We start from the raw sequence: 22,920 nt of genomic DNA, 5'->3' as shown, positions 1-22,920 counted from the left end.
CGCCAGCCATCGCGACATCGTGTCGAGGTTAAAAACCATGGCAGTCAGGGCATCTCTCCTGCACTCCGTTCTCGCCACTCCCCCCTCCGGCAACCACCGTGTGACGGCCGCGCTGCGCCCGTCGATGCTCGTTACGCTGTTCGAAGACGTCCGCCCGATGGCACTCTCCGGGCTCGCGAGCGGCTTCGTCGCGGCCGTCGCGCTGATCCGGCTGCAGCAGCTCTGGTGCCTCGCGTGGCTGATCGTCGACGTCGGCCTGCTCGTCACGCGGCTCTCGATCGCGCGGGCGTACGCGGTGCGGCGCGACGCCGGCGACGACCGCGCCGAATACTGGGCGATGCACTATGCGCCCGTGTCGCTCGTCGCGTGCTTCGTGCTCGGCCTCGGCGTGATGGGCTGCGTGCAGGCCGTCGACGTCGAGCTCGGCACGCTGTCGGTGATGGTCGCGGGCGGCGTGTTCGGCGGGATCGCGTCGCGCAATTCGGCGCTGCCCCGCCTCGCGATGATGCAGGTCACGCTCGGCGTGCTGCCGATCGGCGTCGGCGCGCTGCTGGCCCACCGGTCGGGCGCATGGCTGCTGCTGCCGCCGCTCGCGATCTATCTCGCCGCGATGCGCACGGTCGTCCAGCGTCACTATCGCGTACTCGTCGCGCTGATCGCCGCGCGCCAGCGCAACGCCGAACTCGTCGCGCGCTTCGACGCCGCGCTCACCTACATGCCGCACGGCCTGTGCATGATCGACGGCGAGCGCCGCGTGATCGTCGCGAACCGGCGCACCGCGCAATTATTCGGCTCGCCGCGCGAGATCATGCTCGATACGCCGCTGCCGGCCGTCGTCGCGGCGCTCGGCGCGAACGACGCGACCGATCCCGGTGGCGCCAGTCTCGCCACGCAGTGCGAGCTCTGGCTGACCTGCGACGAACCCGCGCCGCTCGACGTCGTGCTCGCCGACGGCCGCCAGCTCGAACTCACGCGCCACCGCGTGCCGGACGGCAACGCGGTGATCATCGTCGAGGACGTCACCGCGCGCCGCCGGACCGAGCAGCACATCCGGCACCTCGCGCGGCACGATGCGCTGACGGGTTTGCCGAACCGCCACGAACTGCATGCCGAGCTCAAGCGGATGCTCGCGCGCCGGCCGCGCACGCCGGGCCCCGCGCTCGCCGTCATGTATCTCGACCTCGACGGCTTCAAGGCGATCAACGACCGGTTCGGCCACCACGCCGGCGACGACGTGCTGACGCAGGTGGCCGAGCGGCTCGGCAAGACGCTGCCGCCCGGCGAGCTGGCCGCACGAATCGGCGGCGACGAGTTTGTCGTCGCGCTCGACGACACGACGATGCACGCGTGCTCGCTCCTCGCCGCTCGCATCATCCGGCAGATCTCCGCGCCGTACACGCTATCGATCGGCGCGACCGTGAGCCTGGGGATCAGCATCGGCATCGCGCTCGACGACGGGCACGGCTCCCCCGATGAACTGATCCGGCAGGCCGACAGCGCGCTGTACGACGCGAAGTCGGCCGGCAAGGGAATCTACCGTTTCTATTCGAGCGGCAGCAGCCGCGTCGCGCCAGCCACCGTGAACTGACCCGGCTGCGCCGCCCTCTTTCCCCCGCGCTCGCCTCCTCCGACGATTCAAACCCGAAACGCTTTGCGTGACCGCACGTGGCGCCGCGCGTTCGCGTGTCACGTGACGTGTTCCGTAACACCGCCGCCTGCCACGCATCACGTTGGCTGCAGAAGCCGGCACGATCGAATCGGCGCCAGGCTTTTCAAACCTGGCACTTTTATTGCTCCCTGTCAGGGAAACAGGTTGTCAGGGAGACCCAACATGAATACCGTCGAAGTCCTCAGCCGCAGCGATACCATCGACGAACTGGATGTGATCGACGGCGCAGCACTGATCCGCCGGCTCGTATCCGAGCGCCGCATGCCGGTCGCACGCGAAGCCCGATGCGTCGACAATCCGCCGCTGACGCTCTACGGCGCGTTTCGCCAGGGCGTCGCCGATCACGGCGCGCACCGTGCGAATCCGTATCGTGCCGGCAGCCGTTTCTGGGCACTGTGGGAAGAAGGCCGTATCGAAGCTGAAACATCGGGCCGATAAGACGGCTGCGCGTGCCGGCCCTGTCGCTGCAAGGGGCCGGCGCGAAACATCGGACCGGAATGCGGCCGGCTCGCACGCCGGCATGCGTTCATCGCTGCAACATCGCGCGGGGTTCCGCGTATCGGCTGTGCAACTCGCCCGTACGCCTCCATGCGCTTGCGGGTCGATGGCGGTAGGCGTTGCACGCGCCCGGTACACCGCGCGGCGGTCGTTTCCCGATAAGATGGCAGATTCCGTTCATCGAACGATGCCGCCATGACCGCCTCTTCCTCGCACCGCAATCCCATCCACTGCGAAATCGATCTCGACGCACCCGGCAAGCACGCGGGCTACCTGCGGCTGCCGCATTCCGTACACCGCTCGGCGTACGGCTGGCTGCCGATCCCGATCGCGTCGATCCGCAACGGCGACGGCCCGGTCGCGCTCGTGATGGCCGGCAACCACGGCGACGAGTACGAAGGCCAGATCATCGTGTCGCAACTGATGCGCGAGATCGAGCCCGAGATGGTCAGCGGGCAGCTGATCCTGCTGCCGATGGCGAATTTCCCGGCGGCCGATGCGGGCCTGCGCGTGTCGCCGCTCGACGAAGGCAACCTGAACCGCAGCTTCCCCGGCGACCCGACCGGCACGCCGACGCAGATGATCGCCCATTACATCGAGCATGCGCTGCTGTCGCGCGCGCAGTATCTGGTCGATCTGCACTCGGGCGGCAGCTCGCTGCTGTACCAGGGCGGCAACATGCTCGCGATCGATCCACTCGACGCCGACGAAGCCGCGAAGCTCAACGGGCTGCTGGTCGCGTTCGGGTTGCAGAATGCGCTGCTGCACGCGCCGAACCCCGTGCATTCGGCATCGGCCGCGCGTCGCCAGGGCGCGATCTCGATCGTGACCGAACTCGGCGGCGCAGGCATGGCCGATCCGTCGCTGATCCGGCTCGGCCGCCACGGGCTGCTGCACTACCTCGGCTATATCGGCCTGCTGCACGGCGCGCTCGTGCCCGATGCGCCGCCGACCGTCACGCGCTTCATGCGCGTCGACGGCGAGCGCCACTTCGTCTACGCGTACGAGCGCGGGCTGTACGAGCCGCTCGTCGAACTCGGCGACCAGGTGAAGGCCGGGCAGCCGGCCGCATGGGTGCATTTCCCCGATACGCCGCTGCGTGAGCCGGTGCTGCACCGCTTCAAGGGCGACGGCGAAGTGGTATGCAAGCGCGTGCCCGCGCAGGTGCGGCGCGGGGATTGCCTGTTTCAGTTGGCGGAGTTGTCGACGCCGGCGCGTGTCATCGAGTGATCGCGACTGGCACAACCCGCCGCCGCGAAGGATATCGACAACGCGTCACAACCGTCGTACGCCGGCGCCAGTGCATATTGCAAACACGCTGACCGTCAGCCGGACGCCCCTGGCAACTCATTGTCCTGCGCAGCGCCACATTGGTGACAATGCGGGAAGAAGAAGAAATTCCGGCCGCCGCATTCGCAGACATTGAAAAGCCTCAATCCGCAATGTACGCAGAACGTGGAATCGTCGCCGCCGAGATTCCATTGTTTGTCGCATGACGGGCAGCGCTTTTTTTCGAGTGACCGAACGGCTTTTTCGTATCCGATCGTGCGCGCGCGTGCACCCTGATCCTGCTGCAATTCGAGCCGTTTGCGTTCGGCATAGCGCTGAAATGCCTTCATCATGTAAAGGCCGGCGAATACCGTGAGCGCAATGCCGACCAGAACCCGGACATAGCCGCCGAAATTCGGCAAATACGGAACCAGCTCAATGAAAAACGCACTCAGCGCAAACAGGCCAAAACCATACACGAAAGGCCAGTAGCGCACCTTGCGGTAGCGGATGAACAGCCAGATCGCAACCAGCAGTATCGGTAACGTCAGCGCCAGCCGCAGCCCGAACACCTGGATCTCGTAGTGCCGGGTTGCCTCGTCGAAGCGCCGTTCGGCTGCTGCGTCCGCTTCGGCGATTTGCGTGTCCACTTGAGTCTGCTGCGAGGCCAGTGCCCGTTGCTGGTCGCCGATCGCATCGATCTGATGCTGCCAGTTGACCACCACGGCCTGGAGCGTATCGAGTTTGTGCGTTCTGGCCAGAAGGTCCGGGTCCCTCGCACTGTCTCCTGTCACCGCGCGGGTTGCCAGCCAGTTGCGGAAACTTTCCTTCTCGGCCGAGTACTCCTTCGCGGCGCGGCCGCGCGCCACTTCCATCGTGTCGGCCTTCTCGACAAGCGCGTCGTGCTGAGCCTGCAGACGGCGCCGCGCCGCGTCCAGCCGCGCCTTTGCCTGGGTATCGGCGAATTGCTCGATGGCGGGCGGACCGCCGCTCGGCGCGAACGCCATGTCGCGAATCACGAGACTGCCGAGCATGTTCAGAAAGACCGCGAAGATGATCGCGATCGCCCATGACGCGAGTCGCAGGAGCCGCGCCGGACTGGTCAGGCCGTCACCGGAAGTCATCATTATTGTTTGCCCTCTGTTGGAATGGTTTTCATTGTCGTCAATCCCGATACAACCGTCGATTGTCTCTTTCTCGTCGATTTCAGCCCGGCGCCACGCCGATGCCGCATGCCGACCCGCAAGGAGCACTCGAGCTTTTCGAGATCGGCCATTCGTTCGATCAGAAAGTGAAGCGGGCGTGGAATCGCGGGATATTGGCGGCAGGCGGTGCCAAGCGGCACCGAACCAGTCGCTGCATATCGCCAGAGCCACCCGGACGTCGCCGTGCCGCTGCGAACCGCACCCGTTACCTACGCCTTAAAGCCCAAGCGCCTGTTCCAGTCGCCGCATCTCTTCCCGCCACTGTTCCTGCAGTTGCGGCTTTTGATGTTTCGGTTTGCGTGTGAGCTCTGCCGCCAGCCATGCCTCCAACTGACACCAACGTTGCCACTGTGCCTCAGCGTCACAGCTCGCGGATTGAACACCGGTGGGGTTCCGTGTCGTCGGAATCTGCTCGGGTGCAGCGGCATCACGAGAGGTGAACAAATTTCGATACGCGCTTTCAGCATCCGGCAATTCTTGCAAGCGCCCGTTATGGATTGCCCAAAAGCGATTGCAACTGTGCTCGATCAGTTCGCGGTCGTGCGAAACCAGGATGAAACCACCATCGAACGCCGCCAGCGCGGCAGCAAGTTCGGATTTACCTTCCATATCCAGATGATTGGTCGGTTCGTCAAGCCACAATAGGTGGTAGCTGGCCATGGACAGCGCGAGAAATAGCAGACGCGCCCGCTCGCCGCCACTCAGCGTGGCCACGGTCTGACCATGGCGTACATACGCAAACCCGGCAGAAATCAACGCCTGCCGTCGCTCTTTGTCGCCGACTGGCGCAAATTTATAGAGCGCGTCCGACAACGTGGCGTCGTCGGCCAGTTGATGCAACGACTGATCGTAGTAGGCGATGCGCGCCGCTGGATGATAACGCCAACCCATGCGCGCTTCTCCCTGCTGCAGATCGCTCCAGCACTGGCGTAGCAACGAGGATTTGCCCGTGCCATTGCGGCCCAGGAGTGCGATCTTGTCACCTGGCCGCAACCACAAATCGTGAACCTCGAACAGGATCGGTTCTTCTGCCTGAGCGCGGACATGCAGGCCTTCGAACGCCAACAGACGATCCGCCGCCAATGGTCTTCCTTGCAGCTTCAAGCGCCAGGGGCTGCCATGACTCACAAAGGTCTGGTCTTCCTTCAGTTTTTCGACACGCCTTTGCATGGACTTGGCCTGGCGCGACAGTTTCTCATTGTCGTGCTCGCGCCCCCAGATGGCCAGACGTTTGCTGCTGGCGGCTAGCCGGTCTATCTCGTTTTGCTCACCTGCATGACGCGCTTGTGCCGTTGCATCATCCTTGGCCAACGCGGCCATGGCCCGGCTGCACGGCATATCGAAACTGTACAAGCGCTGATCGCGCAGAATCCAGCTTGTGTCGCTGAGGGTGTCCAGAAGTCGCGGATCGTGCGAGACCAAGATGAAGCCACCCTGCCAGCGGCGCAGGAAATCTTCCAGCCACAATAACGAAGGCAGATCCAGATGATTGCTTGGTTCGTCAAGCAACAGCAGATTCGGCTGCTTAAGGACTGCACGTCCCAGCAGCAAACGAGTGTGCTGACCGCCGCTCAGGTCGGAAATGGGTGTATCCGCCACGGTGGCAAGCTCTAAATCGTCCAGCAGACTGTCTACCCGCCAATGCTCCGCCCGTTGCTCGCCGACGCTCTCCAGCAACGCCGCTCGTGTCGTCAGGTCGGCAAGTCCTGGCGGTAGATGCTGCTCGACGTGTTGCAGGCGGCACATTGCCGCATATTGCACGCTACCGGCACTGGGTTCGCGGCGGCCCGCCAATACATCAAGCAGACTGCTCTTGCCGCAGCCGTTGTGGCCAATCAGGCCGATACGGTCGCCAAGTTTTACAGTAAAGGAAAGATCCTGGAATAGCGGGCCATGGCCGGTTTCCAGTTTCAAGGAAAGTGCAGAAATCAGCGTTGTCATGCTCTTGCTCTCGTTTTTTCGGGACGTGTTTGTCCCTGTCAACAGGAGCGCTGGCGACAACCTTGGAGTCGAGAAAGGACTCGGGAGGAGAAGGCTTTGCTCTGACCGGGTTATCGCAGCGCGATGGAACTCAGGCAAGAGCGGGCGAATGTGCTGAATAAATGTGCCAACATCAGTGGGCGCACTAGCAAAACCATATTTACCTCCTTTTTTAAAAAGAGTGGAATGTAGCGTCGGAGTTTATCTCGGCTCACGTCGGTTATACAAGCCGCTGGCGTTACGGCTCCCGATTCTTTCCATGAGCGATCTCGGAATGCTCTGCGACAACCCGCTATTGGGCGGCCAATGTCTGCTTTAAAGAACGTGTTCTGAGTAACGGCTCCTGACCGGGAACCGTTACCGTCATATTGAATGACGCGCATTGCCCGTAGCCCTATGTGATTCAAGCACCTTCAGCTTCATCGTCTTCCGGCACCTAATCGGCACCTAATCGGCATGACCGGTAGGCCATCGAAACAACAACACCTGGCCGATCCACGGCGGTCATCTACGTCATACACACCTCGAACGGCCGCGGCTCGCCACCACGCCCGCTCGCCCCACCCCACTCCCCCTGCAAGCCTTCTTACACCACCCGCGAAATCCTTATCGAAATTGCTTCGTTCGCCTTTGCCGGCCGCGCCGCTAACGTGTTCGAAACGGCGGCGGTCCGCCATCTGCATCGCAGCAGGATGCACACCGGCCGCCGCCATCACGACAACTGCGTCGCGATAACGGAACAGACCGGACGGGCCGCGTGCCCGCACCCCGCCAGGAACGTCCGCATCGCGCGCCCTTCGCGACGCCCATGGCCACGACCGACCGCATCATCGACACGACGCCGCTCGACGTCCGCGCGCAACCGCTGATCGACGCACTGATCGACGAGTATTCGACCCGCTACAACGCGTATCGCCCCGACAGCCGTGCGTCCGCGCGTGACGAACTCGCGCGCTACCCGGCCGAACTGTTCGCGCCGCCCGAAGGCGCGTTCGTGCTGCTGCTGCGCGACGGCGAGACGATCGGCGGCGGCGCGTTCAAGCGCTACGACGCGCAGACCGCCGAGCTCAAACGCATCTGGACCCGCACGGACCTGCGCCGTCAGGGCCTCGCACGCCTCATCGTCGAAGCACTCGAACTGCGCGCCGCGCAGCAAGGCTATCGCCGCCTCTACCTGACCACCGGTTTTCGCCAGCCCGAAGCGTGGGCGCTGTACGACCGCACCGGCTATACGCGGCTGTTCGATCCGTCGATCGCCCCCGAAGCGTATTTCCACCTCAGGTTCGGCAAGGATCTCGCCGATCCGTCGCGCACGTCGACGCTGGCCGACCTGTGGGCGCCCGTGCCCGAACCGGTGCTGTCGCGCTGACCGCGACCGCGCCCCTGCCTCCCTCCGATCTCCGCTTGCCACCACAGGACGCTTTCATGCAACGAGCCGTACCGTTTTCTTCCCGTGCCGTGCGCACGCTGGCCGCCGCACTGATCGGCCTGACCGCGCTCTCCGCAGCCGCAGCCGCCGCCACGTTCGACCTGAGCCCCGAACAGCGCGGCCGCCCGCGCGGCGTGGCCGATGCGGCGGTCGAGCGCGCGGTGCCCGCGTCGTTCAAGTTCGCCGAGCCCGGCACGCTGACGATCGGCATCGCGCCGAGCCTGCCGCCGATCAGCTCGTATGCGACCGACGCGCGCACGGTGATCGGCTTCGACGCCGACATCGGCCAGCTCGTGTCCGACAGCCTCGGCCGCAAGCTGAAGATCGTCGCGCTCGCGTGGGCCGACTGGCCGCTCGCGCTCGAATCGGGGAAAGTCGACGCGGTGATCTCGAACGTCACCGTCACCGAGGAACGCAAGCAGAAGCTCGATTTCTCGACCTACCGCAAGGATCAGGTCGGCTTCTACGTGCGCAACGACAGCAAGATCCAGGCGATCCGCGAGCCGAAGGACGTCGCGGGGCTGCGCATCGTGACCGACGCCGGCACCAACCAGGAAAAGATCCTGCTCGCGTGGGACCGCGAGAACGTCGCGCACGGGCTGAAACCCGTGCAGATCCAGTACTACGACGACCAGGCGATGCGTATCGTCGCCGTGCAGTCGGGCCGCGCCGACGCGGTGTTCAGCGTGAACTCGGTGCTCGCGTACCAGAGCGCGCAGCAAGGCAAGACGCGGCTCGTCGGCGCGATCAGCGGCGGCTGGCCGCGCACGGCCGACATCGCGATCGCGACGCGACGCGGCAGCGGGCTAGCCGATCCGCTGACCGTCGCGCTGAACGGGTTGATCAGGAACGGCCGCTACCAGCAGGTGCTCGACCGCTGGAACCTCGCATCGGAAGCGATCGACCAGTCGCGTACGAATCCGCCGGGGCTGCCGAAGAGCTGAGCGCCGCGCGCCCCCACCGTCCATTCACGCTCACGCAGGAACGCCGCTCACCATGTCTTACTCGCTTTCGTTGCTGGACAAGAGTCCGATCGCCGCCGGCGCGAACGCCGCCGACGCGCTGCGCTTCACCACGACCCTCGCGCAGCGCGCCGAACAGCTCGGCTACGAGCGCTTCTGGGTCGCCGAGCATCACGGCACGCCGGCCTTCGCGAGCTCGGCGCCGGAGATCGTCGTCGCGCACCTGCTCGCACACACGTCGCGCATCCGCGTCGGCTCGGGCGGCGTGATGCTGCAGCACTACAGCCCGTTCAAGGTCGCCGAGACGTTCAAGGTCCTGGCCGCGCTCGCGCCGGGCCGCGTCGATCTCGGCATCGGCAAGGCGCCGGGCGGGTTGCCGCTGACCACACGCGCGCTGCAGTGGTTCCACGACAAGGCGCGCAAGCCGGACTTCGCGGGCCAGTTGGCGGAACTCGACGCGTTTCTCGGCTGGGGCGTTGCCGAAGATCACCCGCTCGCCGGTGCCGTCGCACTGCCGGTGCCGCCGCAGCCGCCCGAACGCATCCTGCTCGGCGGCTCGCCGGACAGCGGCGCGCTCGCCGCGCGCAATGGCTGGCGCTTCTGCTACGCGGGGCATTTCAACGGCGACGATGCGAACCTCGAACGCTCGCTGGATGCGTACCGCAGCGCGGGCGGCGCACGGCCGCTGGTCGCGCTGTACGCGGTGGCCGCGCCGACGCGCGACGAAGCCGAACGACTGATCGGGCCGCTGAAGATCTTCAAGCTGCAGTTCGCGGGCGGCCAGAGTTTCAATCTCGCCAGCGCGCAGGCGGCCGCCGAATTCGCGCGGCAGAGCGGCGCGTCCGACTACCGGATCGACGAGCTGCGCCCGACGGTGTTGGCCGATACGCCCGAGCGCGTGCACCGCGCGCTCGACACGCTGAGCCGGCGGCTCGACGTCGATGCGTTCGTGATCGATTCGCCGGTGACCGACTACGCGGCGCGGCTCGCATCGGCCGAATGGCTCGGCGGCGCGCTGTCGGCCACGCCGTTGCAGGCGGCCCTCGCGGCCGACCGCTCCCTTTCCCCTGACCAGAACGCGTGACGCTCCCATGACGACCCGACGATCGATCCCCTTCGGCCTGATGCTGCAAGGCGCAGGCAGCCACATGAACGCATGGCGGCATCCGAGCAACCCGCCGGACGCGAGCATCAACCTCGACTTCGCGATCGGCATCGCGCGCAAGGCGGAAGCCGCCGGCATCGCGTTCGCGTTCGTCGCGGACGGCCTCTACATCAACGAGAAGTCGATTCCGCACTTCCTGAACCGCTTCGAGCCGCTGACCGTGCTGTCGGCGCTTGCGGTCGCGACGCAGAAGATCGGGCTCGCGGGCACGATCTCGACGTCATACAGCGAGCCGTTCACGGTCGCGCGCCAGCTCGCGTCGCTCGACGCGATCAGCGGCGGGCGCGCGGGCTGGAACGTCGTGACGACGCCGCTCGAAGGCACCGCGAAGAATTTCGGCAAGGCGCATCCCGATCACGAACTGCGCTACGAGATCGCCGACGAATACCTCGACGTCGTGCAGGGCCTGTGGGACAGCTGGGACGACGACGCATTCGTGCGCGACCGCGCGACCGGCCGCTTCTTCGATCGCGACAAGCTCCACACGCTCGACCACCACGGGCGCTTCTTCCAGGTCGCGGGCCCGCTCAACATCCAGCGCTCGCCGCAGGGGCAGCCGGTGATCTTCCAGGCCGGTTCGTCCGACACCGGCATCGGGCTCGCGGGCAAGTATGCGGATGCCGTGTTCACGCATTCGCCGTCGCTCGACGAAACGGCCGCGTTCACACGACGCGTGAAGCAGAGCGCGATCGAGCACGGCCGGCCAGGCAGCGACGTGAAGATCTTCCCCGGCATCGGGCCGATCGTCGGCCGCACGGCGGCCGAGGCCGAGGACAAATACCAGGCGATCCGCAACCTGTTGACGATCGACGAAGCGCTCGCGTATCTGGGCCGCTATTTCGATCACCACGATTTCACGCAGTACGCGCTGGATGCGCCGTTCCCGGAACTCGGCGAGCTCGGCCGCAACAGCTTCCGCTCGACCACCGACCGGATCAAGGCCGACGCGAAACAGAAAGGGCTGTCGCTGCGCGAGACGGCGCTCGCGGTCGCCACGCCGCGCCCGAACTTCATCGGCACGGCCGAGCAGGTCGCGGACGAGCTGATCCGCTGGCACGACGCGGGCGCCGGCGACGGCTTCATCCTCGGCTTTGCGGTGCAGGCACAGGGCGTCGACGATTTCGTCGAACTCGTGATCCCGGTGCTCGAGGCGCGCGGCCGCTACAGCCGCGACCTGCCCGGTGCGACGCTGCGCGACCACCTCGGCCTGCCGCGCAAGGCGAGCCGCCACGCGGCGCCTGCCCCGTCGCACGAAACGGCGGCCGAAGCGCACGCCTGACGCCCGCCGCCGCGCCGCCCGTGCGCGGCGCGCCCGCCCGACCGATTCGAGGATTTCCACCGACATGAGCGACACGACCCACCTCGGCGGCGCGCTGCCGCCGCTCTCTTCCCCCGGCGCGCGCGACGCCGGCACGCGTTTCCGGATCGTGCCCGCGCGCCACCGGTCGCGCACGGCCGGCACCGTGTTCGCCGTCGCGCTGATCGCGATCGTCCTGCATTCGATTCTCGGCAACCCGCAATGGGGCTGGCCGGTGTTCGCCGAATGGTTCCTGTCGCCACCGGTGCTGTCGGGGCTCGCGCGCACGCTGGTGCTCACGCTGCTCGGGGCGGTGTTCGGCCTCGTGCTCGGCGCGTTCGTCGCGCTGGCCCGGCTGTCGCGTTCGCGGCTGCTGTCGGCGAGCGCGTGGACCTTCGTGTGGCTGTTCCGCTCGATTCCGCTGATCGTGCTGCTGCTGATCCTGAACAACCTCGGCTACCTGTACGAACATGTGCGGCTCGGCGTGCCGTTCACCGACATCGTGTGGTTCGACACGCCGACGACCGACCTGATCAGCCCGTTCCTCGCGGCCGTGCTCGGCCTCACGCTGCATCACGCGGCGTTTTCCGCGGAGGTGATCCGCGGCGGCATTCTCGCGGTCGACCAGGGCCAGCTCGAAGCGGCCGCCGCGCTCGGGCTGCCGCGCCGCCGCCAGACCACGCGAATCGTGTTGCCGCAGGCGATGCGCGCGATCCTGCCGACCGCGTTCAACGACCTGATCATGCTCGCGAAAGGCACGTCGATGGTCTACGTGCTCGCGATGCCGGAGCTGTTCTATACGGTGCAGGTGATCTATCGCCGCAATCTCGAAGTGATTCCGCTGCTGATGGTCGCCACCGTCTGGTACCTGATCATCCTGACCGTGCTGTCGGCGATCCAGGTCCAGGTGGAACGGCACTATGCGCGCGGTGCGCTGCGCAACCCGCCGCCGTCCGTGATCACGTTCGCGCTTGCGCGCCTCGGCGTGCTGTGGCGGCGTGTCGCGTCCCGCCACGCGGCATCGGTCGCGCAGGCTCACGGAGATAGCGACGCCGCGACCGCCGCCGCCCCGCGCGCCGGCGGCGAAGTGGCCGTACATGGCGTATCGAAGCAGTTCGGCATGCAGCGCGTGCTCGACAACGTGTCATTCGTCGCGCCGCGCGGCAGCGTGACCGCGATCGTCGGGCCGTCGGGCTCGGGCAAGTCGACGCTGCTGCGCACGATCAACCATCTGGAGCGCGTCGACGACGGCTTCATCGACATCGACGGCGAACTGATCGGCTATCGCCGCGACGGCGACGTGCTCTACGAGCTGAAGGAACGCGACGTGCTGACGCGGCGCACGGCCGTCGGGATGGTGTTCCAGAACTTCAACCTGTTCCCGCACCTAACGGTGCTCGAAAACCTGATCGAAGCGCCGGTCGTCGTCGGCGGCGTTACGCGCGACGCGGCCGAGCGCACCGCCCGCACGCTGCTCGCGCGCGTCGGTCTCGCGGATAAGGCCGACGCGTATCCGCGCCAGTTGTCCGGCGGCCAGCAGCAGCGCGTCGCGATCGCGCGGGCGCTTGCGTTGCGCCCGAAGGTGCTGCTGTTCGACGAACCGACGTCGGCGCTCGATCCCGAGCTCGTCAACGAGGTACTCGACGTGATCAAGGAGCTCGCGCGCTCGGGCACGACGCTCGTGATCGTCACGCACGAGATCGGCTTCGCACGCGAAGTCGCGGACAACGTGCTGTTCATGGAGCGCGGGCGCATCGTCGAGGCCGGGCCGCCGGCCGTCGTGCTCGATGCGCCGACGCACCCGCGTACCCGCGCGTTCCTGTCGCGGGTGCTGTGATGCGCGCCGCTCCCGCCTTGCGAGGTGCCGCACGATGACCAACCGACGCCAGTTCATGACCGCCGCGCTGGTCGCGGCAACGGGTAGCCTTCCATGGCGCGCGGGACATGCAGCCGCGGCGACCGCGGATCTCGATCCGCGTCAGGCGGGCCGCATTCGCGCCACACGCGATGACGCAGCCGTTCATGAGGCAGCCGGCTATCGCTGGGTACGCGACGGCGCGTTCACGGTCGCGATCTCACCGCACGCGCCGCCGGTGTCGACCTACGCGACCGACGCGCGCACCGTGGTCGGCGCCGATCCCGACTATGCGCAGCTCGTCGCCGACGCGCTCGGCCGCACGCTCGTGCTGCTGCCGATCGCGTGGGCCGACTGGCCGCTCGGACTCACGTCCGGCAAGTACGACGCGGTGATCTCGAACGTCGGCGTGACCGAGAAGCGCAAGGAGAAATACGATTTCACGACCTACCGGCTCGGGTTGCACGGCTTCTACGTGCGCACCGGCAGCCCGATCGCGACGATCGCCGCGCCGAAGGACGTCGCCGGCCTGCGCATCATCACGGGCGCGGGGACGAGCCAGGAACGCATCCTGCTCGAGTGGAACAAGCGCAACGTGGCACAGGGGCTGAAACCGGCCGAACTGCTCTATTTCGACGACGATGCGGCGTCGCGCGTCGCGCTGCTGTCGGGCCGTGCCGATGCGGAGCTGAACCCGAACGCGTCGCTCGCGTACGAGGCCGCCCGCACCGGCAAGATCCGCCGTGTCGGGGTCGTCAATGCGGGCTGGCCGGCCAACGCCGACGTGGCGATCGCGACGCGGCGCGGCAGCGGGCTCGCACCCGCGCTGACGCTCGCGACGAACGCGTTGATCGGCAGCGGTCGCTACGGGCAGGCGCTCGCGCGCTGGGGTTTGCAAAGCGAGGCGATCGCGCGCGCGGAGACCAATCCGCCGGGGTTGCCGTCGTTCTGAAAAGCGGCAGCGCGGCGCGCCATGCCGGTCACGCTTCGGCGAGCCCCGTCACGGGCAACGCGACGCGCGAGCCAGCTCCACGTCGGTCGTCGACACCTGCTTGCCGTTCACGTGCAGTTGCCGCAGCTTGGTCTCGAGCCCCCATTTCGCTTCATAGGGGAACACTTCATAGTCGAGACCCGGTTGCGGCACGAACGAACGCGCCACATGGTCGACGCGCTGGCTGATGGTGGTCGTGCCCACCGCGCCCATGTCGATTATCCGCTGCCCACCGATCTGAAACGTCATCGTGAGCGGCTGGTTCGCGTTGACCACGTACTCGTCGTAGTACTTGTAGGCGTCATCCGGCAGCGGCATGCCGATCGTCGTATTGCCCGCAAGTGCGCGCGTAAAACCCGGCACAGCGACATCCATGCCGGGCGGCCCCTTGAGCAACCAGGAGTCGCTCGGTTCGCAGGTGGTGTTGAAATAGAAATGGGAATAGGCGCCCAGATACACCCGAATCCGCGCTTCCGTTGCCGGATCGTACGCGCCGCTCCGATTCGCTCCCGTACTCGCACAACCGGCCAGCACCCCGCACGCCAGTAAAACCCCTGCCATCTTTCGCATGACTTGCTTCGCTTCGTTATTCGATTTCTGATTTCGAATCGGCTGACGGCGCTACTCGTGCGGCGCCTCGCGATCCCGCTCTCGTCGGCCATGGCCCATGGTCCGATGCGCGGATTGTAACCGGTGGCGGTTCGGCCCCGGCTCAGGGAGGCGCCATGCTCCATCGGTCGACAGTCGGCGTCGCACCTATGCCGGCAGTGCAGCCCCAGCCCTGTCGAGATTCGCGACCTGCGCATGAATCGCCGGAATCAGGTCGCGCCCGTAATCGAGCGCATCGTCCAGCGGGTCGAACCCGCGAATCAGGAACGTCGACACGCCAAGCCGGTAGTACGCGCCAAGCGCCTGCGCGACCTGTTCGGGCGTGCCGACCAGCGCGGTCGAATTCCAGCGCGCGCCGGTCAGGTTCGCGACGCCCATCCACAGCCGCTCGTCGAGCACGTCGCCTTGCGCGGCGGCGGCCATCAGCCGTTGCGAGCCCGCGTTCTGCGGCGCATGGCCGGCGATCGGCTGGCCGTTCGCGAGCCGCGCCGCGCGCACGCGTTCGCGAATCGCCTCGGCCTTCTCCCATGCGGCAGCCTCGGTGTCGGCCACGATCGGCCGGAACGACACGCTGATGCGCGGCGCCCGCCCGAACGGCGCAGCGGCAGCCCGCACGCGCGCGACCTGCTCGCGCACCGACGCGAGCGGCTCGCCCCACGTCATGTAGACATCGGCATGCTCGCCCGCGACCGCGAGCGCGGCCGGCGACGAGCCGCCGAAATAGATCGGCACGTGCGGCCGCTGCGCACCCCTCACGAGCGGCGACGCGCCGCGCAGCCGGTAGAACGCGCCATCGTGATCGACCGGCGCGTCGGCCTGCCAGATCCGTTTCAACACGTCGAGATATTCGCCGGTGCGGCGGTAGCGCGCATCGTGCGGCACGAAATCGCCGTCGCGCTGCAGGTCGGTATCGTCGCCGCCCGACACGACGTTCAGCGCGAGCCGGCCGCCGCTGAACACGTCGAGCGTTGCGATCTGCCGCGCGGCGGCCGACGGCACGATCACGCCCGGCCGGTGCGCGAGCAGGATGCGGATGCGTTCGGTCGCGGCGGCGGCGAACGACGCGACGATGAAACCGTCCGCCGCGTTGCTGAAATGGCCGACCAGGATCTGGTCGAAGCCGGCGGCCTCGTGCGCCTGCGCAAAGCGGCGCACGTAGTCGGGTTGAACGGCCGCGCCGCCCGGTACGTCGACCTCCGCGCCGGGCGTCGCGGTGATCATGCCGATGATGTCGACTGGCATGTCGGGATGTCCTTGTAGCTCTCGTTTGGAAATCGTGGCCGGGATGGTCCGCTTACTGCGCGGCGGCCGTCTTTTTCGCGGGCACTGCGAACGCACCCGCATACGAGCGGTCGAGCAGTTTCGACGTGTCGTACGCAGCCGGAATCACGCCAGCCTTGTGCAGGAAGTCGGCCGTGTTCTGCGCGTCCTTCGCGGCCGTCTCGTCGACCGGGCCGACGCGCTGCTTCGCGTTGTTGAGCCAGCGGTATGCGACGTCGGGTTCGAGCTTCGCGCGCTTCGCCCACAGGTCCGCATACTCGCGCGGATGGCTGTCGACCCACTGGCGCGCCGCAACGACGCGCCGCAGGAAATCGGTGATCTCGGCGCGCTTGCCTGACGCGGCCTGCTCGTTCGCGGCGACGAAGCTCAGTGCCGGCATCAGCCCCTGTGCGGTCGTCACGGGCCGCGCGCCCTGCCGCAACGCGAGCGTGCTGACGAACGGCTCCCACAGCGACACGGCGTCGACCGAGCCGTTCGCGAGCGCGTTGGTCGCATCGATCGGCATCAAGTACGCATACTTGACCGAATCCGCGCGCAGGCCGGCGTGTTCGAGCGCGCGCAGCACGAGCTGCTGGCTCCATGCACCGCGCCATACTGCGATGGTCTTGCCCTGCAGGTCAGCCACGGTGCGCACCGGCGAGTCCTTCGGCACGAGGATCGCGACGCCGTCGAGGCTCTGCCGCGACACGGCGACCACCTTCACCGGCGCGCCGCGCGCGGCCAGCGTGAGCAGCGCGGAATCGCCGAGAAAGCCGACGTCGATCGCATTGCCGTTCAGCGATTCGGCAACCGGCGCAGCGGCCTGGAAATGCTTCCACTCGATCGTGTAAGGCAGGTCCTTCAGCACGCCGGACGCCTCCATCGACGCCTGGATGTTGAAGTAGTTCTGTTCACCGACGCGCAGCGTGACGGTGTCCTTGGCAATGCCCGGCTGCGCGGCAAGCGCCAGCAAGAGTGCCGTGACGATTCGGCTCGACAACGTGATCTCCCGGAGGGTTGGCAGGCGGCCGCGCAATCGCAGCGCCTCGTGTTCCGCCGTGCGCGGCGGCCGGCGGAACGGATGGAACCGGTGAAGATACGTCGATCCGCTTCATGAAACAAACGCAATATTCTTCTATTCAAAGATGCAAATATTTTATGAAATGACCGGCAGCGCCGGATGCCGCCTGCCCCGTCCGGGAAACCTCGTTCGAATGAATCCTCGATAGATATTTCGCGCACGAAATAAATCACGGACTATATTTCGCATACGAAATATCTACCCGGAACGAGGACGGCCATGACCTCCCAACCCATCGAGTTTTCCGCCGTCGACGGCTACGCGCTGCACGGCACGCTGTGGACGCCGGACGCCGCGCCGCGCGCGCTGGTGCTGATCCATCCGGCGACGGCCGTGCCGGAGCGGCTGTATGCGGGCTTCGCGCGCTTCCTGACCGAACGCGGCTTCGCGGCGCTCACCTACAACTATCGCGGCATCGGCGCGTCGCGGCCCGCGCGCCTGGGCGCGCTGCAGGCCCGCATGCGCGACTGGATGGAGCTCGACGTGGGCGCCGCGACCGCGTGGGCACGGCAGGCGTACGAAGGCTTGCCGCTGCTGGCGGTCGGACATAGCGTCGGCGGGCATGCGATCGGGCTGTCCGCCGCGACGCCGCACCTGCGCGCGGCCGTGCTGGTCGCCGCGCATGCGGGCAGCACGCGACTGATCACGCAGGCGGCCGAACGCCTGAAGGTGCGGCTGATCCTGCGCGTGCTCGGCCCGTTGATGTCGGCGCTGCTCGGCTACGTGCCCGGCAAGCGGCTCGGGCTCGGCGAGGACCTGCCGGCCGGCGTGTTTCACGAATGGAGCCGCTGGACGACGCTGCCGCACTATTTCTTCGACGATCCGACACTCGGCGCGGCCGAGCGTTACGCGAAACAGCAGTTGCCGATCCTCGCGCTCGGCTTCGACGACGATCCGTGGGCGAACCCAACGGCCATCGGGCTGCTGGTAAGCTACCTGACCCGCGCGGCGGTCGAACGCCGCCAGATCGATCCGCACGCGGCGGGCAGCGGCCCGGTCGGGCACATGGGCTTCTTCCGCAGCCGCCCCGGCACCGTGCTGTGGCCAGACGTGGCCGACTGGCTCGCGCAGGCACTCGACGCGCCGCGAACCGCGGGCCGTCCCTCCCTTTCCATTGCAGCCGGGAACCCAGCTTGAGCGAAGACCGACGACTGTTTTTCATGTTGAACATCGGCCAGCGGCGCGTGCAGCGCTGGATCGACCGCAAGGCGGAGACCGAGACGCGCGCGAGCGCCGCGCAGGCCGGCGCGTTGTTCTGTCTCGCGAAGCAGGATGGCGCGCTGATCGGCGAAGTCGGCGCCGCGCTGCAGCTTGCGCCGTCCGCGATGACGGGGCTCGCCGACCGGATGGCGAAAGCCGGCCTCATTACGCGTCATGCCGATTCGGACGACGGCCGCGCGACACGCTTGTACCTGACCGACGAAGGCCACGCGGCGCTCAAGCGTGCACGCGTGCTGCTGCGCGAACTCAACGGCAAGCTGTGCGACGGGTTTTCCGACGACGAACTCGATGTCGTCGCGCGCTGGTTGCACACGCTGCAGGAGCGATTTCCGGTGGAACGCTGAGCGGCAGCGCGGCACCGTCGATCCGTTGACGGCACGCGCGCTGTGCCCCGCGCATCAATGCATGTCGGTCAGCACGATGCGCCCGTCGACCTTGCCTTCGCGCAGCTTCGCGAGCACGTCGTTGATGTTGCCGAGCCGGTCACGATGGATATGCGCGCGCACCAGGCCGTCGGCGGCGAAATCGAGCGATTCCTGCAAGTCGCGCCGCGTCCCGACGATCGACCCGCGCACGGTGATGCCGTTCAGCACCGTCGAGAAGATCGGCAGCGGGAAATCTCCCGGTGGCAAGCCGTTGAGCGCCACCGTACCGCCACGCCGCACCATCCCGAGCGCCTGCGCGAACGCGCTGCGCGACACGGCCGTGACGAGCACGCCATGCGCACCGCCGATCTCCTTCTGGATCACCTTGGCCGGATCGTCGATCGACGCGTCGATCGTCAGTTCCGCGCCGAGCTGCCGCGCCAGCGCGAGCTTGTCGGGTGAAATGTCGATGGCCACCACGTGCAGGCCCATCGCACGCGCATACTGCACGGCCACGTGCCCGAGGCCGCCGATGCCGGAGATCGCGAGCCACTGGCCCGGACGCGTATCGGTGACGCGAATGCCCTTGTAGACGGTAACGCCCGCGCACAGGATCGGCGCGATTTCGTCGAACGCAACCTGAGCGGGTAAATGGCCGACGTAATCGGGATCGGCCAGCACGTATTCCGCGTAGCTGCCGTTCACCGAATATCCGGTGTTCTGCTGGCCGTGACACAGCGTCTCCCAGCCCGTGTGGCAGTACTCGCAATGGCCGCAGGCCGTGTACAGCCACGGTACGCCCACGCGATCGCCTTCGCGCACGTGCGTGACGCCCGCGCCGACCGCGGCGACGATGCCCACGCCTTCATGGCCCGGAATGAACGGCAACGACGGCTTGACCGGCCAGTCGCCGTCGGCCGCGTGCAGGTCGGTATGGCAGACGCCCGATGCCTTGATGTTGACGAGGATCTGACCGGGCCCCGGCGTCGGCACGGGCACCTCCTCGATGCGCAGCGGTTCGCCGAACGCGTGCACGACGGCCGCTTTCATGGTTTGGGACATGTGTCGCTCCTGGCTGGTCGGTGAGCGATCCAGTATCCGGTTTCGGATTCGAACGACGTTGATGCGCGTCAATGCGCGGGCGATGCGCGGCGATGGCGGCTGCTTCAAGGCGTCGCATCGGGGCGCTCCGCAGGATTCACTGGCCCCTGATCCGATGGCGGATGTCCACGCCCGCGTCATCGATCGGCGTGCGGCTGTTTCCTGGCGAGCAGCGCCGACGGATCCCGAATGCGGGCGACACGAACCCGGCCGGCGCACGCGCAACGCGGCGACACGCGCGCCGCATCGCATCGCATCGCATCGCCCCGTTCAATCGATCGCTCCGAACATCGCGCAGCCGCTTTCCGCTCCCGCCGCCATTTCACCCATCCGACAGAAACCCGACAGGATCCTGCCATCCGGCTTGGAATTTGAAATGATATAACATATCATTTCGCGTGCTAGTCCGCCTGAAGCTGTTCCACCGTGGGTGGCCGAGCCTCGCCGAGCCATGTTCCAACGGGTCACTGCGCGCCAAAGACGCAACAATATATCGTATCCAGCCGTGACCTGCATCGCTCGTTATCCGATCCGACTCCAACCGATTCACCGACCATGCGCGACCTCCCTCGTCTACCGCTCCGCCCGCTCTCGTCCCTTTCGCTGATGCTGTTCGCCGCCGTCGCACACGCGCAGACCGCTACGCCCGCCGTCTCCGGCACGCCGCCGACCACCCCGCTCGCACCGATCTTCGTGACCGCGAACCCGCTCGGCGACAGCGACCTGATCGCGCCGACCGTCCAGCTTTCAGGCGATGCGCTGACGCGCCGCCAGGCCGATTCGCTCGGCGAGACGCTCAACGGGCTGCCCGGCGTGTCGACCACCACCTACGGGCCGATGGTCGGCCGCCCGATCATCCGCGGGATGGACGGCGACCGGATCCGGTTGCTGCAGAACGGCGTCGCGGCCTACGACGCGTCGTCGCTGTCGTACGACCATGCGGTGCCGCAGGATCCGCTGTCGATCGAGCGCGTCGAGATCGTGCGCGGCCCGGCCGCGCTGCTGTACGGCGGCAACGCGGTGGGCGGTGTCGTCAACACCATCGACAACCGGATTCCGCGCGAGGCGATCCAAGGCGTGACGGGTGCGCTCGACGCGCGCTATGGCGGGGCGAACTCGGTGCGCTCGGGTGCGGCGCAGGTCGAGGGCGGCAACGGCCGTTTCGCGTTCCACGTCGACGCATTCGACCGCGAAACGAGCAAGCTGCGGATTCCCGGCTACGCGCGCAGCAGCGCGCAGCGCGCGATCGACGGCCCCGACACGCCGCAACCGGAAGGCAACGTGCCGAACAGCGACGGCCGCGTGCACGGCGGCGCGGTCGGCGCGTCGTACACGTGGGCGGACGGCTTCGCGGGCCTGTCCTACAGCGGCTACGAATCGAACTACGGCTCCGTCGCGGAAAGCGACGTGCGGCTGCGGATGCGCCAGGAACGCCTCGCGCTCGCGTCCGAGGTGCGCAACCTGAGCGGGCCGTTCACGAAGCTGAAATTCGACTTCGCGTACACCGACTATCGCCACAAGGAAGTCGACAACGGCGAGACCGCGACCACCTTCCGCAATCGCGGCTACGAGGCGCGCATCGAGGCAACGCATCGCAAGATCGGCCCGTTCGAAGGCGCGATCGGCGTGCAGTTCGGCCAGAACACGTTCTCCGCGCTGGGCGACGAGATGCTCGTGCCGTCCACCCGCACGAACAGCGTCGCGTTGTTCGGCCTCGAGGAATGGCAGGTCGTCCCGGCACTCAAGCTGAGCCTCGGCGGACGTTTCGAGCACGTGAAGGTCGATCCCGATCCGGCCGGCGTCGAGAAATTCGCGGGGGCACAGCCGCGCGAATTCAACGCGGGCAGCCTGTCGGCCGGCGCGCTGTTCTCGCTGACGCCCGTGTGGTCGGTGGCGGCCAACGTCGCGTACACCGAACGCGCACCGACCTTCTACGAGCTGTATTCGAACGGCCCGCACGATGCGACCGGCCAGTTCCTGATCGGCAACCCGAACGCGTCGAAGGAAAAAGCGGTGTCGACCGACCTGTCGCTGCGCTACGCGAGCGGCCCAAACCGCGGCAGCGTCGGCGTGTTCTACAACCGCTTCTCGAACTACCTGGCCGAGTACAACACGGGCCGTGTCGTCGACGACGACGGCGAACCCGTCGCGCCCGGTACCGACGGCTCGCTCAACGAAGCGATCTATCGCGGCGTGCGCGCCGAGTTCTACGGCGTCGAGCTGGACGGCAAGTGGCGCGCGTTCGCGCGGCGCGGCCATACGGTCGACCTGGAACTGACGGCCGACTACACGCACGCGCGCAACGTCGATACGGGCCAGCCGCTGCCGCGCATCGCGCCGCTGCGCGCGACGCTCGCGGCCGACTACGGCTACGGCCCGTTCGGCGCGCGCGCGCAGGTCACGCATGCGTGGTCGCAGCACCGCGTGCCCGACAACGACTTTTCGACGGACGGCTACACGTCGCTCGGCGTGATGCTGACCTACAAGTTTCGCGTCGGTGCGACGCACTGGCTCGCGTACCTGCGTGGCGACAACCTGACGAACCAGGAAATCCGCTACGCGACCTCGGTCGTGCGCGGCTTCGCGCCGGAAGGCGGCCGCAGCGTGATGGCCGGGTTGCGCACCACGTTCTGACCCGCTCATGGTCCGCGGCGCCCGCCGCGGGCCTTGCTCCGGCGACGCTCGTCACGCCGCGAGTTTTCGTTTATCGGCCATTACTGCTCATCGCGCAGTGCACGCCGGCGACGCCTGCCCGCTCCCTCCCCAATTAAGCCGCGAGAAAATCCATTTATTCACCCATAAAACCAAACAAATTCATCAGACAATTATTAGCATAAAAACCGTTTCTGTTTTATCCAATAAAACCGGTTTCAAATTCCGCGTATAAACCTTTGAATCACGGGCGCTCCGGCGGTTTTTGATCGAAATCAAGAACCTACAGCCGACAAGGCTTTCAGCGCTAA

At 66.8% G+C, this 22,920-nt stretch carries 19 protein-coding genes; 13 read left to right on the top strand and 6 right to left on the bottom strand.

Features of this window, described 5'->3' with window-relative positions:
* The first annotated feature begins 37 nt into the window (after positions 1 to 37).
* The 3 genes from ACN8ZM_RS34700 (at position 38) to ACN8ZM_RS34690 (ending at position 3,397) form a co-directional block, all read left to right on the top strand.
* Positions 38 to 1,588, top strand: coding sequence for a diguanylate cyclase domain-containing protein (locus tag ACN8ZM_RS34700; protein WP_420213273.1), 1,551 nt, complete (start codon positions 38 to 40; stop codon positions 1,586 to 1,588).
* A gap of 243 nt (positions 1,589 to 1,831) precedes the next feature.
* A complete protein-coding gene (locus tag ACN8ZM_RS34695) occupies positions 1,832 to 2,107 on the top strand; it encodes a hypothetical protein (protein ID WP_420213272.1) in 276 nt (91 codons plus the stop codon).
* A 255-nt stretch (positions 2,108 to 2,362) separates the two neighbouring features.
* Positions 2,363 to 3,397 carry a succinylglutamate desuccinylase/aspartoacylase family protein gene (locus ACN8ZM_RS34690; protein ID WP_205823848.1) on the top strand — a complete coding sequence of 345 codons (1,035 nt, stop codon included), beginning with the start codon at positions 2,363 to 2,365 and terminating at the stop codon, positions 3,395 to 3,397.
* Positions 3,398 to 3,492: 95 nt separating this feature from the next.
* Here ACN8ZM_RS34690 and ACN8ZM_RS34685 read toward each other — a convergent pair whose 3' ends face one another.
* Together ACN8ZM_RS34685 and ACN8ZM_RS34680 are read right to left on the bottom strand one after the other, a co-directional pair.
* Positions 3,493 to 4,560, bottom strand: a complete 1,068-nt coding sequence (locus ACN8ZM_RS34685) for a hypothetical protein (RefSeq protein WP_420213313.1) — start codon at positions 4,558 to 4,560, stop codon at positions 3,493 to 3,495.
* Positions 4,561 to 4,857: 297 nt separating this feature from the next.
* Positions 4,858 to 6,582, bottom strand: coding sequence for an ABC-F family ATP-binding cassette domain-containing protein (locus tag ACN8ZM_RS34680; protein ID WP_420213271.1), 1,725 nt, complete (start codon positions 6,580 to 6,582; stop codon positions 4,858 to 4,860).
* A gap of 847 nt (positions 6,583 to 7,429) precedes the next feature.
* On the opposite strand from ACN8ZM_RS34680, the gene ACN8ZM_RS34675 reads away from it, so the two are divergent.
* The 6 genes from ACN8ZM_RS34675 to ACN8ZM_RS34650 all read left to right on the top strand — a co-directional run bounded on the left by ACN8ZM_RS34675 (position 7,430) and on the right by ACN8ZM_RS34650 (position 14,281).
* Positions 7,430 to 7,990, top strand: a complete 561-nt coding sequence (locus ACN8ZM_RS34675) for a GNAT family N-acetyltransferase (protein WP_043186758.1) — start codon at positions 7,430 to 7,432, stop codon at positions 7,988 to 7,990.
* 56 nt (positions 7,991 to 8,046) lie between these two features.
* Entirely contained in the window at positions 8,047 to 8,994 is a 948-nt protein-coding gene (locus ACN8ZM_RS34670; RefSeq protein ID WP_043186757.1) for an ABC transporter substrate-binding protein, read from the top strand.
* A gap of 52 nt (positions 8,995 to 9,046) precedes the next feature.
* Positions 9,047 to 10,096, top strand: coding sequence for an LLM class flavin-dependent oxidoreductase (locus ACN8ZM_RS34665; RefSeq protein WP_420213270.1), 1,050 nt, complete (start codon positions 9,047 to 9,049; stop codon positions 10,094 to 10,096).
* 7 nt (positions 10,097 to 10,103) lie between these two features.
* Positions 10,104 to 11,456 carry an LLM class flavin-dependent oxidoreductase gene (locus tag ACN8ZM_RS34660; RefSeq protein ID WP_420213269.1) on the top strand — a complete coding sequence of 451 codons (1,353 nt, stop codon included), beginning with the start codon at positions 10,104 to 10,106 and terminating at the stop codon, positions 11,454 to 11,456.
* A gap of 64 nt (positions 11,457 to 11,520) precedes the next feature.
* Complete coding sequence (locus ACN8ZM_RS34655; protein ID WP_420213268.1) at positions 11,521 to 13,311, top strand: amino acid ABC transporter permease/ATP-binding protein; 1,791 nt, start codon at positions 11,521 to 11,523, stop codon at positions 13,309 to 13,311.
* A 34-nt stretch (positions 13,312 to 13,345) separates the two neighbouring features.
* On the top strand, positions 13,346 to 14,281 hold the full coding sequence (locus tag ACN8ZM_RS34650; RefSeq protein ID WP_420213267.1) for an ABC transporter substrate-binding protein: 936 nt from the start codon (positions 13,346 to 13,348) through the stop codon (positions 14,279 to 14,281).
* A 48-nt stretch (positions 14,282 to 14,329) separates the two neighbouring features.
* Here the strand turns inward: ACN8ZM_RS34650 and ACN8ZM_RS34645 are convergent, their stop codons facing one another.
* The 3 genes from ACN8ZM_RS34645 to ACN8ZM_RS34635 form a co-directional block, all read right to left on the bottom strand.
* Positions 14,330 to 14,890: a hypothetical protein gene (locus ACN8ZM_RS34645; protein ID WP_420213266.1), complete on the bottom strand. Its 561-nt coding sequence runs from the start codon at positions 14,888 to 14,890 to the stop codon at positions 14,330 to 14,332.
* A gap of 186 nt (positions 14,891 to 15,076) precedes the next feature.
* Positions 15,077 to 16,171 (bottom strand): LLM class flavin-dependent oxidoreductase, encoded by a 1,095-nt coding sequence (locus ACN8ZM_RS34640; RefSeq protein WP_420213265.1) that lies wholly within the window; start codon positions 16,169 to 16,171, stop codon positions 15,077 to 15,079.
* A gap of 52 nt (positions 16,172 to 16,223) precedes the next feature.
* A complete protein-coding gene (locus ACN8ZM_RS34635) occupies positions 16,224 to 17,189 on the bottom strand; it encodes an ABC transporter substrate-binding protein (protein ID WP_420213264.1) in 966 nt (321 codons plus the stop codon).
* Between the two features lie 300 nt (positions 17,190 to 17,489).
* Here ACN8ZM_RS34635 and ACN8ZM_RS34630 point away from each other — a divergent pair, with 300 nt between their 5' ends.
* Positions 17,490 to 18,407: a serine aminopeptidase domain-containing protein gene (locus ACN8ZM_RS34630; RefSeq protein WP_420213263.1), complete on the top strand. Its 918-nt coding sequence runs from the start codon at positions 17,490 to 17,492 to the stop codon at positions 18,405 to 18,407.
* Entirely contained in the window at positions 18,404 to 18,835 is a 432-nt protein-coding gene (locus tag ACN8ZM_RS34625; RefSeq protein ID WP_174940953.1) for a MarR family winged helix-turn-helix transcriptional regulator, read from the top strand. The genes ACN8ZM_RS34630 and ACN8ZM_RS34625 overlap by 4 nt, the downstream gene beginning before the upstream one ends.
* 54 nt (positions 18,836 to 18,889) lie before the next feature.
* Here the strand turns inward: ACN8ZM_RS34625 and adhP are convergent, their stop codons facing one another.
* A complete protein-coding gene (gene adhP, locus ACN8ZM_RS34620; RefSeq protein ID WP_175024544.1) occupies positions 18,890 to 19,918 on the bottom strand; it encodes an alcohol dehydrogenase AdhP in 1,029 nt (342 codons plus the stop codon).
* 61 nt (positions 19,919 to 19,979) lie between these two features.
* Here adhP and ACN8ZM_RS34615 point away from each other — a divergent pair, with 61 nt between their 5' ends.
* Positions 19,980 to 20,342 (top strand): hypothetical protein, encoded by a 363-nt coding sequence (locus ACN8ZM_RS34615; protein WP_420213262.1) that lies wholly within the window; start codon positions 19,980 to 19,982, stop codon positions 20,340 to 20,342.
* Positions 20,343 to 20,512: 170 nt separating this feature from the next.
* On the top strand, positions 20,513 to 22,591 hold the full coding sequence (locus ACN8ZM_RS34610; RefSeq protein WP_301767662.1) for a TonB-dependent receptor: 2,079 nt from the start codon (positions 20,513 to 20,515) through the stop codon (positions 22,589 to 22,591).
* The last annotated feature ends 329 nt before the right edge of the window (positions 22,592 to 22,920 follow it).

This window comes from Burkholderia aenigmatica (assembly GCF_048627025.1).
Lineage (GTDB): Bacteria > Pseudomonadota > Gammaproteobacteria > Burkholderiales > Burkholderiaceae > Burkholderia > Burkholderia aenigmatica.
Note: the sequence above shows the minus strand (reverse complement) of the source record. Positions and strands in the feature narration are given on the sequence as shown.

Bases quoted from the DNA above. Each gene is read 5' to 3' on its own strand.
- ACN8ZM_RS34700 (WP_420213273.1), top strand. From the start codon at position 38: ATGGCAGTCAGGGCATCTCTCCTGCACTCCGTTCTCGCCACTCCCCCC.
- ACN8ZM_RS34695 (WP_420213272.1), top strand. From the start codon at position 1,832: ATGAATACCGTCGAAGTCCTCAGCCGCAGCGATACCATCGACGAACTG.
- ACN8ZM_RS34690 (WP_205823848.1), top strand. From the start codon at position 2,363: ATGACCGCCTCTTCCTCGCACCGCAATCCCATCCACTGCGAAATCGAT.
- ACN8ZM_RS34685 (WP_420213313.1), bottom strand. From the start codon at position 4,560: ATGACTTCCGGTGACGGCCTGACCAGTCCGGCGCGGCTCCTGCGACTC.
- ACN8ZM_RS34680 (WP_420213271.1), bottom strand. From the start codon at position 6,582: ATGACAACGCTGATTTCTGCACTTTCCTTGAAACTGGAAACCGGCCAT.
- ACN8ZM_RS34675 (WP_043186758.1), top strand. From the start codon at position 7,430: ATGGCCACGACCGACCGCATCATCGACACGACGCCGCTCGACGTCCGC.
- ACN8ZM_RS34670 (WP_043186757.1), top strand. From the start codon at position 8,047: ATGCAACGAGCCGTACCGTTTTCTTCCCGTGCCGTGCGCACGCTGGCC.
- ACN8ZM_RS34665 (WP_420213270.1), top strand. From the start codon at position 9,047: ATGTCTTACTCGCTTTCGTTGCTGGACAAGAGTCCGATCGCCGCCGGC.
- ACN8ZM_RS34660 (WP_420213269.1), top strand. From the start codon at position 10,104: ATGACGACCCGACGATCGATCCCCTTCGGCCTGATGCTGCAAGGCGCA.
- ACN8ZM_RS34655 (WP_420213268.1), top strand. From the start codon at position 11,521: ATGAGCGACACGACCCACCTCGGCGGCGCGCTGCCGCCGCTCTCTTCC.
- ACN8ZM_RS34650 (WP_420213267.1), top strand. From the start codon at position 13,346: ATGACCAACCGACGCCAGTTCATGACCGCCGCGCTGGTCGCGGCAACG.
- ACN8ZM_RS34645 (WP_420213266.1), bottom strand. From the start codon at position 14,890: ATGCGAAAGATGGCAGGGGTTTTACTGGCGTGCGGGGTGCTGGCCGGT.
- ACN8ZM_RS34640 (WP_420213265.1), bottom strand. From the start codon at position 16,171: ATGCCAGTCGACATCATCGGCATGATCACCGCGACGCCCGGCGCGGAG.
- ACN8ZM_RS34630 (WP_420213263.1), top strand. From the start codon at position 17,490: ATGACCTCCCAACCCATCGAGTTTTCCGCCGTCGACGGCTACGCGCTG.
- adhP (WP_175024544.1), bottom strand. From the start codon at position 19,918: ATGTCCCAAACCATGAAAGCGGCCGTCGTGCACGCGTTCGGCGAACCG.
- ACN8ZM_RS34615 (WP_420213262.1), top strand. From the start codon at position 19,980: ATGCGCGTCAATGCGCGGGCGATGCGCGGCGATGGCGGCTGCTTCAAG.
- ACN8ZM_RS34610 (WP_301767662.1), top strand. From the start codon at position 20,513: ATGCGCGACCTCCCTCGTCTACCGCTCCGCCCGCTCTCGTCCCTTTCG.